We start from the raw sequence: 15,062 nt of genomic DNA, 5'->3' as shown, positions 1-15,062 counted from the left end.
TATCTCGCTACTGAGCTCAGTACTTCACACAGCTGGTCAGCATTTGCGTGAAGACCGGAAGGGCCTGCGCCGCTCCCTGGTTGTTCTTGATCTGATTCAGCAGATTGACGCGCTGGTCCCGCGGCGAGCTGAGGAACACCCGCAGGAACTGCTGGTTGGGCGGAGATTGGTCAAGGTACTGCGCGGCCATCGGATTCTCCGCGTGCACCGCCGCCATCGCCTGCTCGTACGTGCACGGCGAATCGACCATGGGCCCGATATCGGGTTGCGCGGACGCTAGCCCTGCACCGGCCGACAACGACAACGCCAGACCACCCACCGTGACGGCGAGCGTATTCAGCGATAATTTCTTCATTGTTCAGTCCCCTCCTCGTAACTGACAACTTCAACTGTAGCCATGCAGCCAAGACCTGAAACCGGGCCAGCCGATCGGCTGAGCCAACACCAACTCATCAGCCGCAAACTCTTGCGCCGGGTGTAACACCCGTATCTGTTTATCTCTCAGAGTTTCCGGCGCGTTACCACGGTATCCGGTTACAGTGAGTGTCGGCTAGTTTCGCTCCAACAATTCGAGCAGGTAACTGCCGTATCCCGATTTGAGCAGCTCGTTGGCGCGCGCCGCGAGCTGATCGTCGTCGATAAAGCCCGCCCGCCAGGCGATCTCTTCGGGAACGCTGACTTTCAAGCCTTGGCGGAGCTCGATGGTCCGCACGAAATCGCTGGCATCCAAGAGCGAATCGAACGTTCCGGTATCGAGCCAGGCGGTGCCGCGCGGCAGCACCTCGACGGACAGCTGACCCCGGTTGAGGTAGGTCTGGTTCACTTCGGTGATCTCGTACTCGCCGCGGGCAGATTTCCGCAGCGACCGGGCGATTTCGATGACATTGTTGTCGTAGAAGTACAGACCCGGAATCGCGTAGTGGGACTTCGGTGTCGCGGGTTTCTCTTCGAGCGACAGGGCCGTGCCGTCGGCGCCGAACTCGACCACGCCGTACGCGGACGGATTGGCCACCCAGTACGCGAAAACCGCGCCACCACGGACATTTTCAAAACGCTTCAGGCTCGTGCCCAAGCCGGGGCCATAGAAGATGTTGTCACCCAGGGCAAGCGCGACCGTGTTGTTGCCGATATGGTCTGCGCCGATCACAAATGCCTGCGCAAGGCCCTCGGGCTCCTCTTGCACGGCGTAGCGCAAATTGACACCGAATGCGGATCCGTCACCGAGGAGTCGCTCGAAAGCGGGGGCGTCAGCCGGCGTGGTGATCACCAGGATGTCGCGAATGCCGGCCATGATCAACGTGGAAAGCGGGTAGTAGATGAGCGGCTTGTCGTACACCGGTAGCAGCTGCTTGCTGACACCCATCGTGATCGGGTGTAGCCGGGTGCCAGAGCCACCGGCGAGAATGATGCCGTGCATGTCTATTCCCTTATCCGATAAAGCATCGTCGAGCCGGGCGAATACAAATTCCACCATATCGTGGCAAGATCCGCGGAATGCGGCGACAGGGTGCCGCATCCCGCGGCCTGGCTCGGCCGACGGCCGTGGGCCACGCGCACTCGGCGCGGCCGCACCGTGAATTGTTAAGGCCGACAGGTCGAACAGCGGTCTTCAGACCCGTTTCAGACCCAGGTCCCCTTACGCCGGTGAGCGATCGCGCGCAGTTCGAGGATCGGTTTGGCGATGGAGGGACGGACGAGCTTGTTGAGCACTCCGTCCTGGTACCCGCGGGAACAGTCGAACGCTTTGCGGAAATCGCGTTCGGTCGCCTGATATGCCTCGAAAACCCTGTCGAGCGTCGCGAGGTCGAGGTCGCCGTCCGCGGCGGCCGCCCGCATCGCTTCGTACACTTCTGACACCCAGTCGGTACCGAAGCGGTCCACCACGTCAGCGCTGTGCCGCTGCCGGTGAAGCCCCTGGGCCAGGAACGCATCGATCGGGGCCTCGTCGGCAGGCGTGAGATCGACGCCGAGCGCACTGGAGATCCGGTTGATCTCGCGTCGCCAGTCGTCGAGCAGGTTGGAGTATTCGATGAACGCGCGTGGGATGTCTCGCGTGTAGCGCTCAGCCAGCAGGTTACCTTTCAGCCACAATGCGCTTGTTAGCTCGGGGGTGGCCTTGACGGCAGCACCGAGTGAGGCGACGACTTCCTCCGGGTGACGTACGGAGATCACCGCGGAAATGTCGTAGCCGGCCTGTCGTGCCGCCTCGAACCACATGCTGTGGAGCACACCGATAGTGAGCTCTTTGATCACCACAAGGGGCGCGGGCGGCAGCTTGTCGAGGAACTCACCGATCTCCGCGATGCATTGAGCCCGCTCCTCGGGGGTGAAAGTGCCCTCTTCGAGCAGTCGAAACGACGGATCCCACCACGCGCTGCCGTGGCGGTCGAGGATCGCTCTGTTGAGGAGCAGCGCTGCGCGGGGCTCCCAATAGCCACGTGGGTTGCCCGTGTCGGCGCCCATCATGCCCGTCGGAAGCGCGGCACCGCACAGTGAGAGAACGCGGGTGAGTGCCGAGGTTCCAGACCTTCCCATCCCCAAGACGAACAGAATCATTGGTCGGGTCGAACTCCGGTTCTGCTGGGAGGGCACTGTCATGAACATATTCCTTTGTTTGAGGCGTGTTTCCATCTCATCGATTTGCCAGCTGTACGAGTGCCGACGGAAAATCGCGGTAATTCATCGATCTCGGAGATGCCCTGACTTCACCAAACATGGCCTCTCCGGGATGGTCGCAGAGATATCGGCACTGAATTTGTCGTGGTGCGGCGGTACTGTGCCGGGTTGCCGGCCCGGCCAGAATAAGTGACGGGCGTGGCCAACGGTGTGGCATCACCGAAAAATCGCGATCGGATATGCGTTGTTTACACACGCGAGCGATCCTCGCTCACAGCGGATTTCGAAATAGAGCTCCGCTGGCCGGGGGCTTCGCTGACCGGAACGAGGCGAATATGCGAATTCGCGCGCCATTGCCCTCGAGTCCGGTAGCCAGCCCTCAAGGCGGGGGATTCGATAAAAGACCAGCGGACTACGGCGACACGGTAGCGTGGCGTCGGTGTGGAGCTCAGTGCTGGGACTGGCGCTCATGGGCGCGCTCAACCCGGTGCGTCTGGGTGTGACCCTGTTGCTCATCTCGCGGCAGCGGCCGGCGCAGAACCTGCTGGTCTTCTGGTCGGGTTGTCTGGTGGCGAGCGTCCTTTCGATTCTCGCGCCGTTGATCGTTATGCACTTCACTCCGGGCCTGGATGAGTTCACGGCTGACTTATCCACGCCCGCAACCAATTCCAGCGTCGGTCACTTTCAGATCGGCTTCGGTGCGTTCGCGCTGACGATTGCCGCGCTGTTGGTGGCGCGGTCCCGCCAGGGTGCGAACGCGCAGATTCCGGGGACGAGCAAGCTGATCCTGGCGCTCAACCCTGGCTCTTCCACCGGAAATGCGGGATCAGGCAGCGACGGTGCGGACGTCCCGTCGCGGCTCGGGTCCGCGGCCCGGCGCCTGGTCACCCGCGCCCGCAACGCCTGGGAGAACGGATCGCTGTGGGTGGCGTTTGTGATCGGGCTGGCGATGGGCCCGGCGCCCGAGATCGTCCTGCTCGTACTCGCCACCATCCTGACGTCGGGTGCCGCGATCGGGGCCCAGCTCACCACCGCCGCTGCCTACATCGTGGGAGTATTGGGTGTCGTGGAAATAGTGCTCGTCAGCCACCTGCTGGCACCGGCGAGAACCGAGGCGGTTCTGCGGCGGCTGCGCGGATGGGCACTGGCTCACCGGCAGCAGATCCTGGCCGTCATCTTCACGGTGATCGGCGTATCGGCGGTGCTGAGAGGCATGGGTCTGCTCTGACGGTCCGCAACGCATGGCGCCGCTCATGCTGAATCACTCGGAGACATAACGGATCTGATCAGTCGACCCGCCGATGCCGGCTGACTTGCGCGGCTTTGCTTTGATTCGTCGTAGGGGAAGGTGACGGAGTCGAAGCCCTCGCTCTGCGCGCGTGCCGCGTTTGCTAGTGCCGGTCCTGGCCGCGTTGAGTACTCGCTGCGGACTTGTGGTGCTGCTGTGCCGATAGGCTATCTCTGTGATTTGCAACGATTCTCGTCATACGAGCCGCAGCCATGCCGGCTGTCCATAGGATCACGTGACTATGGCCATGTTCCGATTGACATTGCTGCCGAAACCGCCGTTCATATTTCGCCGGTATCCGTACAAGGGCCGCAGGCGGATGCTCGAAGCGTTGGGGCCCGATCTCGCGCGGCCCGTGGTGATGGGTGCGGACGACAGCCCTCCTGAGGAGACCGCGATCGGACGGATCTTCAGCGAGACCGAAAACGTGCACAAGCTGCGCCACTATCTGCCGATCTACGAGTCTGTTCTGGCCAGGACCGAGCGCATGCTCGAAATCGGCGTCGACCGAGGCGGGTCCTTGCGCATGTGGCGGGAGTACCTGCCCAAGGCCACGATCGTCGGGCTCGACTTCAACCCGAAGTCTGCGCAGTACGACGCTCCGCAGGACGACATTCATGTGCGCATCGGGGATCAAACCGACACCGGATTCCTGGGCCGGGTGCTCGACGAGTTCGGCCCGTTCGACACGATTCTCGACGACGGCGGGCATCAGCCCAGTCAGATGATCGGTTCGTTCCAGTACCTGTTCCCGCGATTGGCGCCCGGTGGGGTGTACGCGGTCGAGGACGTGTGCGCCAACTATTGGACGGGCTATCGCGATCGCTCGGAATCGTTCATCGATTTCGCCCGATGGTTGATGGATGCGATGCACGCGCCGTACATGAAGATGTCGTCTGTGTTCGAGTTCATGGAGGGCCACCCGAAACGCGTCAGGGAGGTGGAGGTGCCGCTGGCGGCAACCATCATCGACCGGATCGAGGTGTTTGACTCGGTCGTGGTGGTCCATCGAGCTGCCGAACCGAAGCACTTGTCCCGCGCGGCTTTCCGATGAATTTGCAACTCTGACAGTTTCTTGTCTTTGTTTGCCATGCTCGCACCGATCCGTGATAGCCCCATATCGTTGACAAACGCGTCGGGCCAAACGCATTAGCCTGTTTTGCAACTCGACGTGAAGTTCAGGTGCTCGCGCCGAAAGTCTCTCGGCCGCAAGGCCTGCCGTCGATTCAGAAAAGTTTTAGCGCCCTGTTCAGGGCGCTAGTCTTATCACCGGAGTACCGATTGAGGAGATAAGGGGCACTTTTTTGACCGTGACCGACCGTGGCACTCGATCCGCCTATCTGGACCTGCTTCGGCAGGATCTCACCAGGTACGGGGTCGACGAGTTGGTGCCTGTGGGATGGGCTCGCCTGCACCGTCCTATCTTCAAGTTTGGCGACCTCATGCTGGTGCGCAAGCGGCCGTTCGATGCCCGCAAACGCGACCTGGGGCTGGATTGGCCGGCCGATGCGCTGACCATGATCGGTATGCAGCGGCTGACGAGTTTGCAGAACTGCGTCGAGACGGTGCTCGCCGAGGACATTCCCGGCGATCTCGTCGAGTGCGGGGTATGGCGAGGCGGCGCTTCCATCCTGATGCGCGCTGTTCTGGCCGCATACGGAGACCAGACGCGGCAGGTCTGGCTGGCGGATTCGTTCGCCGGAGTGCCGGCGCCGGACGCCGACAACTACAAAGCCGATAAAGGCGACAAGCTGCACCTCGCCGCTCCCATCCTCGCGGTGCCCGAGAAGGAGGTGCGCGCCAATTTCGAGCGCTACGGTCTGCTCGACGAGAGGGTCCGCTTCCTTCCCGGCTGGTTCAAGGACACGTTGACCGACGCCCCGATCGAGCAGATCGCGGTGCTCCGACTCGACGGCGACCTGTACGAATCCACGATCCAGGCGCTCGACGGCCTCTACTCGCGACTGTCGCCGGGTGGCTTTTGCATCATCGACGACTACCACGCGATCGATGGATGTAAGAAGGCCGTCACGGATTACCGCACGAAGCACGGGATCACTGCGGAGATCGTCGAAATCGACGGTACCGGCGTGCTCTGGCGTAAGGAGTGACGGACAGGCCACCAATTACGGCGTTACGCCGCCTACCCGGTCACGGTCTGTCGCCCGCGGACGTGACCGCGGGGTAGCGCGCTCAGCGTCGGGCGACCGGCCGTCACGGGAAACACTGAAAGGCTTCGAACTGCGATGAAATTTGTGTTGGCGAGCTACGGAACGCGGGGCGATATCGAGCCGTCCATCGTCGTTGCCCGCGAACTGGTGCGCAGAGGGCACGAAGTGAGCATCGCGGTCGCGCCGGATTCGGTCGGATTCGTCGAGGCGGCGGGGCTTCCGGCGGTGGCCTTCGGGCTCGACACGCGCACCTGGCTCGACGTCTACCGCAACTTCTGGACGTCGTTCTTCCATGGGTTCTGGAAGATCCGGGAGCTCAGGGAACTCTGGCGTGAGATGTGGACGCTGAGCGACCAGTGCTGGGCCCAGATCAACGCGACGCTGACCTCGCTCGCCGACGGCGCCGACGTGTTGATCGCCGGGCAGGCTTACCAGGAACCGGCGGCCAACGTCGCTGAGTACTACGGGATTCCACTTGTCACGTTGCATCACGTGCCCATCCGGGCCAACGGCAGGCTCGTGACCATCCTGCCCGCGCCGTTGGGGCGGGCCGCGATGACGGCGTTCGACTGGCTGACGTGGTTGCTCAACAAGAAGGTCGAGGACACCCAACGGCGCGAACTCGGATTGCCGAAAGCCACCGGCCCGACGTCGCGGCGCGTCGCCGACCGTGGAGCGCTGGAAGTCCAGGCATACGACGACGTCTGCTTTCCCGGACTCGCCGATGAATGGACGAAATGGAACGGCCAACGGCCGTTTGTCGGAACGCTCACGATGGAGTTGGCAACCAGCGTCGATCAAGAGGTCACGGACTGGATCGCCGCGGGAACCCCGCCGATCTGTTTCGGATTCGGCAGCATGCCGGTGGAATCCCCGGCCGACACGATCAGGATGATCAGTGCGGCCAGCGCGCAGTTGGGTCAACGCGCGTTGGTATGCGCGGGATACAGCGACTTCAGCGACGTGCCCCAGTTCGATCACGTCAAGGTGGTGGGTGCGGTCAACTACGCGGCGATCTTCCCCGCCTGCCGCGCAGTGGTTCACCACGGCGGCTCGGGCACGACGGCGGCCAGCATGCGGGCCGGAGTCCCCACCCTGATCCTTTCGATGGACGCCAATCAGACACTGTGGGGCGCGCAGCTCAAGCGGCTGAAAATCGGTACCACAAGGCGATTTTCGGCCACCACGCAAGAATCGCTGGTCGCCGACCTGCGCCGGATCCTGGCTCCGGACTACGCCGTGCGGGCGCGCGAGATCGCGTCGCGAATGAGCACCCCGTCTGAAAGTAACTACCGCGCAGCCGATCTCGTAGAGGACTTTGCGCGCTTGAGAAGCACCGCCTAGGCAGCGCAGGCACTGTGCCGCGTCGCCGGCGATCGAGACTTTAACCAGGAGGGGAATTTTGAGCGAGGTCACCAAAGCGTGCAGGGTGTGCGGTTCGGCCGGTCCTCACCGGACGATCACGGTACGCGAGATGTACTACGGAACTCGGGAGTTGTTCGACTACTACATCTGCAAGGACTGCGAAACCCTGCAGATCGTGGATGTGCTCGAGGGCGAGGAACTCGCGCGGCACTATCCGCGCAAGTACTACTCGTACACCGTGGCCGAGCAGCCCGGGCTCTTCCAATGGATGACGACGCAGCGTGACCGCTACGAATTGAACGACAGGCGGCAGTTCGTGGGTGCCCTCGTCGCGGCGCTGCCGCCGGGGGTCCGGTCGCTGATCGGCACGCGCGATGCCAGCGGAGACGTCATCAAGATGCTCGGCGATCTGAATCTGCCGCGTGACGCGCGAATCCTTGACGTCGGCTGCGGCGGCGGTACGCTGCTCGACCGGTTGGCGCGGGCAGGCTTCACCGAGCTCACCGGCGCTGACCCGTTCATCGAAGAGGACGGTGTGACGCCGCTGGGCATCCCGCTGCTGAAGCGCTTCATGAACGAAGTGCCCGGCGAATTCGATCTCATCATGTTCAACCACTCGCTGGAGCACGTTCCCGATCCGGTCGAGACCCTGAAGGCGGCCACCGAAAGGCTGGCCCCCGGCGGCGTGTGCCTGGCGCGGCTGCCAACGACGTCGTCGGAGGCGTGGGCCACCTACGGGAAACACTGGTGCCTGATCGACGCTCCGCGGCACACCGTCATCCCGTCCCGGCGGGGCATGGAACTCGCCGCGAAAAACGTCGGCCTGCGGGTGGAGAAGACCATCGACGACTCCAACTCGTCGCAGTTCTTCGGCAGTGAGGCATACCGCCGGGGCATCGCCCTGCCCGAGTTGAACGGGCTGGGCGCCATTTTCCGCAACTTCGGGGTGCGGCAGATGTTGGGTTGGGAACGACGCTCGGTCTCGCTCAATCGGCAGGGCCGCGGCGACCAGGCAGGCTTCGTGATGCGGGCCGCGTCGGCCTGATCCGACCGGCGCCGTCGTGAGCACCAATTCATTTGACACTGAGGACATCTCGACATGATCGAATATGCACACGAACGGAAGGCGTCAGCTCATGTCTAAATCCGTACTGATCAGCGGCGGAGCGGGATTCATCGGTACCGCGCTGTCGCGCCGGCTCGTTGAGGCCGGCTACGACGTAGCCGTCATGGATGTCCTGCTCGCTCAAGTACACGGCGACGGTAAGGCGCTCGACCTGCACCCGTCGGTGCGGTTCTTCACCGGCGATGTGACCCACGCCCCGGACTGGGATGCCGTCCTGCGGCTGTGCCGGCCTTCCCAGGTCATCCATTTGGCTGCGGAAACCGGCACGGCGCAGTCGCTGTCGCAGGCAACCCGCCACGGACTGGTCAACGTCGTGGGGACCACCCAGCTGCTCGATGCGCTGAGTCGTGCGGGTCTCGTACCCGAGCAGATCGTGGTGGCTTCGTCACGGGCCGTGTACGGCGAGGGGGCCTGGCAGTCCGGCGACGAGATCTTCTACCCGCGCCCGCGCAGCCACGCGCAGTTGCAGGCGGGCATCTGGGACCCCCAAGGGCCGACGGGTGAGCCCGCCGTGCCGCTTCCGAGCCGTGCCGGGGTGACGGAGACGCGCCCGACCAACGTCTACGGCGCGACAAAGCTCGCCCAGGAGAATCTGCTGACCGCGTGGACTTCGGCGCACGACACAGGTGTGAGCATTCTGCGCCTGCAGAACGCCTACGGGCCCGGTCAGTCGTTGACTAATCCCTATACCGGAGTGGTGCCGTTCTTCGCGCGGCTGTCCAGGCAGCTGCGCGCGTCAGAAGTCTACGAAGACGGGCGCATCGTCCGTGACCTCGTCTACATCGACGATGTCATCGACGCGCTGTTCACATCCGTGGTCAATCCGGCCGTGCAGTCGCGCTGCTTGGACATCGGATCGGGCCACGGCATCACCATCCATGAGTTGGCGAAGAAGATCGCTGCCGTCTTCGGCGCGCCGGAGCCGGTGGTCGTCGGAAAATTCCGGGACGGCGACGTACGGGCAGCCAGTTGTGACATCGAACCCACGCTGAGCGACCTGCAATGGCGCCCGAAATGGACGCTGGACGATGGGCTGCGCTCGCTGCTCGAGTGGATAGGTACACAAACCGAGGCGGGAGCAGAAGATCACGCCGAGTATCTGGATCGCGTCGGGGTGGAACGCGCGCGCTGACGTCAGCGTCAAGCTGCGCGCCAAACGGGTTTCGACACCGCCGTTTTCGTTGCGTGCCCTGCGCCAGCCTGCTTTTGCCAGGCTGACGCGGGCGCACGCTATTCGCAGTTGAACATCGCGGACGGAATGCGCAGCTGCTTTGCGATATTCGTCGCCAAATGCGATGTGTGAAGCGCGGTTTCACATCCGAACGAGTGATGCCGGAAACCCGGAATCCGCGAAATGCGCTCGGTGAGGCTAGAATTCGGACCCGTTCGGTGCGGCCCAAACGCCAACGGTCCTTGCCGAAGCAACATACGATTGCGACGCAGCGTCAGGTGGGGACGACAGGCGGGGATGATGAAGCTAGCTCAGGTATTCGATCCGCGGAACAATGCGTTGAACGCATTCCGGTTGGCCTTGGCCGCCGAGGTCATCCTGTGGCATTCCTTCCCGGTGACGGGGCGCATGCCACCCGAGGCGATACTGCAAGTCCTCTTCTCGGTGGGGGTCGACGGCTTCTTCGCGATCTCAGGTTTCCTCATCACGCGGAGCTGGCTGACCAACCCGAACATTCGCGAATATCTCGTGGCTCGGGCGCTTCGCATTCTCCCCGGCTTCTATGTCTGCCTGGCGGTGACGGCGTTCGTCATCGCCCCCATCGCGGTGGCGGCCCAGGGCGGGTCGGTCTCCAAGCTGCTCACGTCGTCCGCGCCGATCGAATACATCGTCAAGAACATCGGTCTCATTCCTCTTCAGCGCGTGATCGGCGAGACGCCGCACGGAATCCCCGATGCGGCGGCGGGATGGAACGCATCCTTGTGGTCGCTCATCTGGGAGGTCGCGTGCTACCTCATCGTCGCGCTGCTCGGCGTGCTGGGACTTGCCAGTAAGAAATGGATCTCGCCCGTATTTCTCGTGCTCGCCACGGCAGGTGCGATGCTGTTCCCGCCGCTGACCTATCCCGGGGTGTGGACCATTCCCCAGTTGATCATGCGGACTGGGATCATGTTCGCGGCCGGTGCCCTCATGTATCACTGGCGGGACGTGATCCCTGCCCGCTGGTCGATCGTCGCGGTGTGCGTGGTCATCGTGTTCGCCGCTGGGCTGTTGCCCGATTACCGCGTGGTTGCGGGGCTGCCATTGGCCTATGCCGTCATCGTCTCGGGTGCACTCATCCGCAACAAGCGGATGACATTGCGTACGGACCTGTCCTATGGCGTCTATATCTACGCGTTCCCGGTGCAGCAGTTGCTCGCCACCTTCGGCCTCATCTTCCTGAGTCCGATTCTGTTCTTTGTGGTTTCGACGGTGGTGACGCTACCGTTCGCGGCGATGAGCTGGTTCGTGGTGGAGAAGCGCGCGATGGCGTTGAAGGCCCGTTTCAAGCGGAAGGCCCAGATGCGTGCACCGGAACCGAGTCGCGCCGGCGACGTGAACGTCACTGGCAGTCAATAAATTTGCCAAGATGCGCCGTAGCGGACATCGGCGCATATCGCCGATACGGGTTTGATGCGCCGGCATTAACCTGTTCTGCCGCCTGACGTCGAGTTCGCCGGGCAGTGCCGACCGCTTCGCGGCGACCGGTACCGGGCCGTCGTGTCGCCGAAAGTTGTGCTGCGGCAAGCCCGTCGGATTGAACGGCATCGGGTCGTTCGCCTATGTTATGGTCGCCGCCGTGGCAACCGGATTGTCGACCAAGGCCCGCCTGACGATGCGCTGGGTGCGCGCCGAATATTGGCTCGCGCGAAAGCTCCTGCCCGACGTCTATTCCAATGACGCGCTGATCACCTTCAACACCCATGGGTTCATGGATGACCCGGCCTTCCGGCGGGCCTATGCGCGTGGCGCCCGCGCGCTCGGTGAGGACCAGGACTGGTATCAGTGGCATTGGCGCGTACATGTCGGTCTCTGGGCGGCGGCCAACGCGAGCCGGCTCGAGGGCGACTTCGTCGAATGCGGCGTCAGCTACGGGTTTTTGAGTAGTGCGATCATGGAGTACCTGGACTGGGATCGGCTGGGCAAGACGTTCTACCTGCTCGACACGTTCACCGGACTCGATCCCCGCTTCGTCACCGCAGGCGAACGTGAGTCAGGTGCGCTTGAGACAAGCCAGGCCCATCTGCGCGACGGTCTGTACGTCGACTCGGTGGACAGCGTGCGGGCCAACTTCGCGGAATGGAAGAACCACCGCATCATCGTCGGAGCGGTCCCCGAGACCCTCGATGAGGTCGACACCGACAAGGTCGCTTACCTGCACATCGACATGAACTGTGCACCACCGGAAGTCGCCGCACTGCGGCACTTCTGGCCCAAGCTGTCGCCGGGGGCCTACGTCCTGCTGGACGACTACGCGAACCGGGGCCGCGAGGAGCAGCGGGACGCCATGGACGAGCTGTCCGTGGAACTGGGTGTGCCGATCTGCACCCTGCCCACCGGGCAGGGTCTGCTCATCAAGCCTGCCCGCTGATCAGACGGTGTGAACCTCGGGCACGTAGAGGATCCACCGGCCGCCGTTCTCCTGGAATCGCCGTTCCTTGGCCATGATCTCTTCGGCATGGTTCCACGCGAACAGCAACGCGTAGTCGGGGTAGGGGTCGGTGAAGGAATCAGGCGGGCACACCGGGATCTTCGTCCCCGGTGTGACCCGGCCCTGCTTCTCCGGCGTCGAATCGCAGACGAGCGGCAGCAGGTCAGGCCCGATACCGCAGTAGTTCAGCACTGTGGCGCTTCTGGACGTCGCGCCGTAACCGACAACGCGTCGGCCTTGGGAACGGATGTCGTGCAGCAGCGCGACAAGGTCGGTCTTGATCCGGTCGACGTCGCTGGAGAACCGGACGAAGGCGGCTTCTTCTTTCTCGGCAAGCCCGTCGGCCTTCTCCTGCGCGACGAATTTCTCGACGGCGGGGCTGGGCTCGAGGGCGCCTCGGCGTGCGACGGTATAACGGATCGAACCGCCGTGAAGAGGCAGGTGTTCGGCATCGACCAACTCGAAACCGAAATGGGCCGCCATGGCCTGCACGGAGCTCACCGAGAACAGATAGATGTGCTCGTCGTAGATCTGGTCGAAGTAGTTGTGTCTCAGGATGTCTGCCAGCGAGCGATCCTCGAATACGAACAGGCCGTCAGGAGCGAGCAGAGTGCCGACGCCCTCGAATATCGAGTCGAGGTAGGAGATATGGCTGAAGGTGTTGGCCGAGAAGATCAGGTTGGCATGACCGTGCTCGGCGAAGATGTCGGAGGCCGTCTCGGCGTTGAAGAAGTCGGTGCGCACGTTGACTCCATGGGACCGGGCGACCTCACCCGCGCTGGCAGCCGGGTCTACCCCGAGGTGCCGCATCCCGGCTGCGCTCAGGGTCTTCAGCATGACGCCGTCATTGCTCCCGATCTCGACGACGAAGCCGTCCCGGCCGCCGGGGCACGTTTCGATGATGTGGCGGGCGACGTCTTCGAAGTGCCTGCGGATCAGCAGCGAGCCGGATGCGCGGTACGGATAGTCGGCTCGGTACATCTCGTAAGGCGGCACGGTGTCGAGCTGTTGGACCATGGTGCACGACGTGCAAGCGCCGACTGCCAGGCGGAAAAACGGTACTTTGTCGGCGTCTTCGGGTTTGGCGAAGGCATTCGAGACGGGTTGGCGGCCGAGATCGAAAACCTCGTGCAGCTCGCCACCGCATATCCGGCATTTGTGGTCGGTCAAAGTTGGCCCCCTGTCTCGCACGCTGTGCTCGCCGATTGTGGTCGACATCGTGAGCCTAGACCCTCTCCGGTGTCGTAAACCGGTTTCGTGAATGGCATTTCAATATCGCGGCGGTGTGCAGAGACTCGAATGACGACATCGCGGCATGCTGCCGCTAAGCGATTCGCCATGACAAGCGCCGGTCAAAAGCTGGGAAAACCACGGTGATTCGACGGCAGAGCAACGACTCCTGCAAGCAGGTATCAATGCGCTGTCGCGCGCACCTTGCTCTCGAACAGGTCCGCCGTTTTGGCGATGCTGGCAGCCGGCGGCGTCATTTGTTTGGCGAGTTCGCGAGCTCGGAGACGATACTCCGGTGCCAGGATTCGCCGCAGATCCGACGTCAGTGAATCGCGAGTGGTTTTCGAAATACGGCGGGCCGTACCGACTTTCAACCGCCCGAGTTGATTGCCCCAGTAAGGCTGATCCGCTGAGCTCCAGAGTATGAGCGTCGGGACACCGGCGCGCAGGCTCGCCGCTGTGGTGCCCGAACCGCCGTGATGCACCACTGCGCGGCACGCGGGGAAAACCGTCGCGTAGTTCGCGACGCCGATCACCTTCACGTGATCGGGGATGGCCACGTGGCTGAAGTCGGTGCCTCCGGCACACACCAACGCACGTTCGCCCAACTCCGCGCACGCCGCGCTGATCATTTCCAGGGTCTCCGAGGGTGATTCGACGGGAATGCTGCCGGTGGCAAAACAGATCGGCGGTGTACCGGCATTGATCCACGAGGCCACCTCATCATCGCTGTCGGTCGACAAGCCCATGGTCAACGCTCCGACAAACGGCCGTCGGCCGTTGAATCTCCTCCACTCCGCTGCCAATCCCGGCACGCTGACCGCGTCGTAGGCCTGGATCTCCAAGTAGCCCTGGTCGGCGATCCGGCGCGGTGACGGGCGAGTCGCTTTCGGCAAACCCAATTCTCGTCGCTGTGCGTTCTCGACGTCCTTGGTGGAGCGCCACATCAGCCATTCGGTCAACGTGCCTGCCGAGCGAACGACCGGCGCGGGCAGCATCGGGACCAGCCGTCCATTGGGGCGCATCGGGAAGTGGTGCAACATGACCAGCGGAATGTTGTAGAACTCAGCGACATTGGCGGCAGGTTGCTCGTAGTTGAGGCCGGTCGACAGAAGATCGGCTCCGTCGGCCAGTGACATGAGGGTGTCGCTCGTCTCGCCCCAGTACTGCGCTATCGGTTGCCAGAGCTCTTTCAGCGAACGCGCGGGATGACTCATCAGCTCAGACCAGAAGTTGCGCAGGAACTCTTCGCGTAGAAAGGCCTGCAGCGGAGGGCCGTACGCGGACGTCGAGAGGCCCGCGCCCTCGGCGAAGCCGACGAGGTCAGGGGGTACGGCCAATTGGACGTCGTGACCTCTGCGCTGCAATTCGCATCCGACGCTGACCGAGGGTTCGACGTCGCCGCGAGTTCCATAGCATGCCAGCACGAACTTCATGCGGGTCCCAGCCTTTCGGTTGTGGTGCGCGTCGAGGCGGCAGTGGTACGGCCATTATTGCTGGCTCTCGAACTGCCGCAAGGCTCTTCGGGTTCTGAGACCCTGCCGACATCGTGGTCGTGGGCGATCTGAGAGAGCAGCTTACGCGAAGGCAGAAATGGTACTCAGCGATATTGACGGGGAAATGTC

13 protein-coding genes are annotated in these 15,062 nt (G+C 63.1%); 8 read left to right on the top strand and 5 right to left on the bottom strand.

Translation table 11 applies throughout. The annotated features are described in order from the left end of the window. Positions 1 to 16: 16 nt before the first annotated feature. From RMCB_RS11090 to RMCB_RS11080, 3 genes are all read right to left on the bottom strand, one after another. Positions 17 to 355 (bottom strand): hemophore-related protein, encoded by a 339-nt coding sequence (locus tag RMCB_RS11090; RefSeq protein WP_029370294.1) that lies wholly within the window; start codon positions 353 to 355, stop codon positions 17 to 19. Positions 356 to 550: 195 nt separating this feature from the next. Continuing rightward, the gene (rfbA, locus tag RMCB_RS11085; protein ID WP_029370295.1) at positions 551 to 1,417 is read right to left on the bottom strand and encodes a glucose-1-phosphate thymidylyltransferase RfbA; all 867 of its coding nucleotides are present in this window, start codon (positions 1,415 to 1,417) and stop codon (positions 551 to 553) included. 203 nt (positions 1,418 to 1,620) lie between these two features. Further along, a complete protein-coding gene (locus tag RMCB_RS11080) occupies positions 1,621 to 2,598 on the bottom strand; it encodes a sulfotransferase family protein (protein ID WP_072278455.1) in 978 nt (325 codons plus the stop codon). 457 nt (positions 2,599 to 3,055) lie between these two features. Here RMCB_RS11080 and RMCB_RS11075 point away from each other — a divergent pair, with 457 nt between their 5' ends. The 8 genes from RMCB_RS11075 to RMCB_RS11040 all read left to right on the top strand — a co-directional run bounded on the left by RMCB_RS11075 (position 3,056) and on the right by RMCB_RS11040 (position 12,147). Next, positions 3,056 to 3,844 (top strand): GAP family protein, encoded by a 789-nt coding sequence (locus RMCB_RS11075; RefSeq protein ID WP_063979604.1) that lies wholly within the window; start codon positions 3,056 to 3,058, stop codon positions 3,842 to 3,844. Between the two features lie 379 nt (positions 3,845 to 4,223). Then, on the top strand, positions 4,224 to 4,958 hold the full coding sequence (locus RMCB_RS11070; protein ID WP_062828929.1) for a class I SAM-dependent methyltransferase: 735 nt from the start codon (positions 4,224 to 4,226) through the stop codon (positions 4,956 to 4,958). 256 nt (positions 4,959 to 5,214) lie between these two features. Then, complete coding sequence (locus RMCB_RS11065; RefSeq protein ID WP_029370299.1) at positions 5,215 to 6,015, top strand: TylF/MycF family methyltransferase; 801 nt, start codon at positions 5,215 to 5,217, stop codon at positions 6,013 to 6,015. 135 nt (positions 6,016 to 6,150) lie between these two features. Then, entirely contained in the window at positions 6,151 to 7,419 is a 1,269-nt protein-coding gene (locus RMCB_RS11060) for a glycosyltransferase (protein WP_062828805.1), read from the top strand. Between the two features lie 130 nt (positions 7,420 to 7,549). Beyond that, the gene (locus RMCB_RS11055) at positions 7,550 to 8,485 is read left to right on the top strand and encodes a class I SAM-dependent methyltransferase (RefSeq protein ID WP_036424332.1); all 936 of its coding nucleotides are present in this window, start codon (positions 7,550 to 7,552) and stop codon (positions 8,483 to 8,485) included. 91 nt (positions 8,486 to 8,576) lie between these two features. After that, entirely contained in the window at positions 8,577 to 9,698 is a 1,122-nt protein-coding gene (locus RMCB_RS11050; RefSeq protein WP_062828804.1) for an NAD-dependent epimerase/dehydratase family protein, read from the top strand. Between the two features lie 339 nt (positions 9,699 to 10,037). After that, entirely contained in the window at positions 10,038 to 11,135 is a 1,098-nt protein-coding gene (locus tag RMCB_RS11045) for an acyltransferase family protein (RefSeq protein ID WP_072278454.1), read from the top strand. Positions 11,136 to 11,343: 208 nt separating this feature from the next. After that, positions 11,344 to 12,147 carry a TylF/MycF/NovP-related O-methyltransferase gene (locus RMCB_RS11040; protein WP_201028272.1) on the top strand — a complete coding sequence of 268 codons (804 nt, stop codon included), beginning with the start codon at positions 11,344 to 11,346 and terminating at the stop codon, positions 12,145 to 12,147. Here RMCB_RS11040 and RMCB_RS11035 read toward each other — a convergent pair whose 3' ends face one another. Continuing rightward, the gene (locus tag RMCB_RS11035; RefSeq protein WP_201028271.1) at positions 12,148 to 13,377 is read right to left on the bottom strand and encodes a class I SAM-dependent methyltransferase; all 1,230 of its coding nucleotides are present in this window, start codon (positions 13,375 to 13,377) and stop codon (positions 12,148 to 12,150) included. Between the two features lie 242 nt (positions 13,378 to 13,619). Continuing rightward, the gene (locus RMCB_RS11030) at positions 13,620 to 14,873 is read right to left on the bottom strand and encodes a glycosyltransferase (RefSeq protein ID WP_062828802.1); all 1,254 of its coding nucleotides are present in this window, start codon (positions 14,871 to 14,873) and stop codon (positions 13,620 to 13,622) included. Positions 14,874 to 15,062 lie beyond the last annotated feature (189 nt).

The sequence above is a fragment of the Mycolicibacterium brisbanense genome (assembly GCF_001570425.1).
Lineage (GTDB): Bacteria > Actinomycetota > Actinomycetes > Mycobacteriales > Mycobacteriaceae > Mycobacterium > Mycobacterium brisbanense.
The sequence above is the reverse complement of the archived record's forward strand: the minus strand, read 5'-3'. Positions and strand labels throughout refer to the sequence as shown.

Excerpts from the sequence above, each read along its gene's own strand:
- RMCB_RS11045 (WP_072278454.1), top strand. The coding sequence starts at position 10,038 with ATGAAGCTAGCTCAGGTATTCGATCCGCGGAACAATGCGTTGAACGCA.
- RMCB_RS11030 (WP_062828802.1), bottom strand. The coding sequence starts at position 14,873 with ATGAAGTTCGTGCTGGCATGCTATGGAACTCGCGGCGACGTCGAACCC.
- RMCB_RS11090 (WP_029370294.1), bottom strand. The coding sequence starts at position 355 with ATGAAGAAATTATCGCTGAATACGCTCGCCGTCACGGTGGGTGGTCTG.
- RMCB_RS11055 (WP_036424332.1), top strand. The coding sequence starts at position 7,550 with ATGTACTACGGAACTCGGGAGTTGTTCGACTACTACATCTGCAAGGAC.
- RMCB_RS11040 (WP_201028272.1), top strand. The coding sequence starts at position 11,344 with ATGGTCGCCGCCGTGGCAACCGGATTGTCGACCAAGGCCCGCCTGACG.
- rfbA (WP_029370295.1), bottom strand. The coding sequence starts at position 1,417 with ATGCACGGCATCATTCTCGCCGGTGGCTCTGGCACCCGGCTACACCCG.
- RMCB_RS11050 (WP_062828804.1), top strand. The coding sequence starts at position 8,577 with ATGTCTAAATCCGTACTGATCAGCGGCGGAGCGGGATTCATCGGTACC.
- RMCB_RS11070 (WP_062828929.1), top strand. The coding sequence starts at position 4,224 with ATGCTCGAAGCGTTGGGGCCCGATCTCGCGCGGCCCGTGGTGATGGGT.
- RMCB_RS11060 (WP_062828805.1), top strand. The coding sequence starts at position 6,151 with ATGAAATTTGTGTTGGCGAGCTACGGAACGCGGGGCGATATCGAGCCG.
- RMCB_RS11080 (WP_072278455.1), bottom strand. The coding sequence starts at position 2,598 with ATGACAGTGCCCTCCCAGCAGAACCGGAGTTCGACCCGACCAATGATT.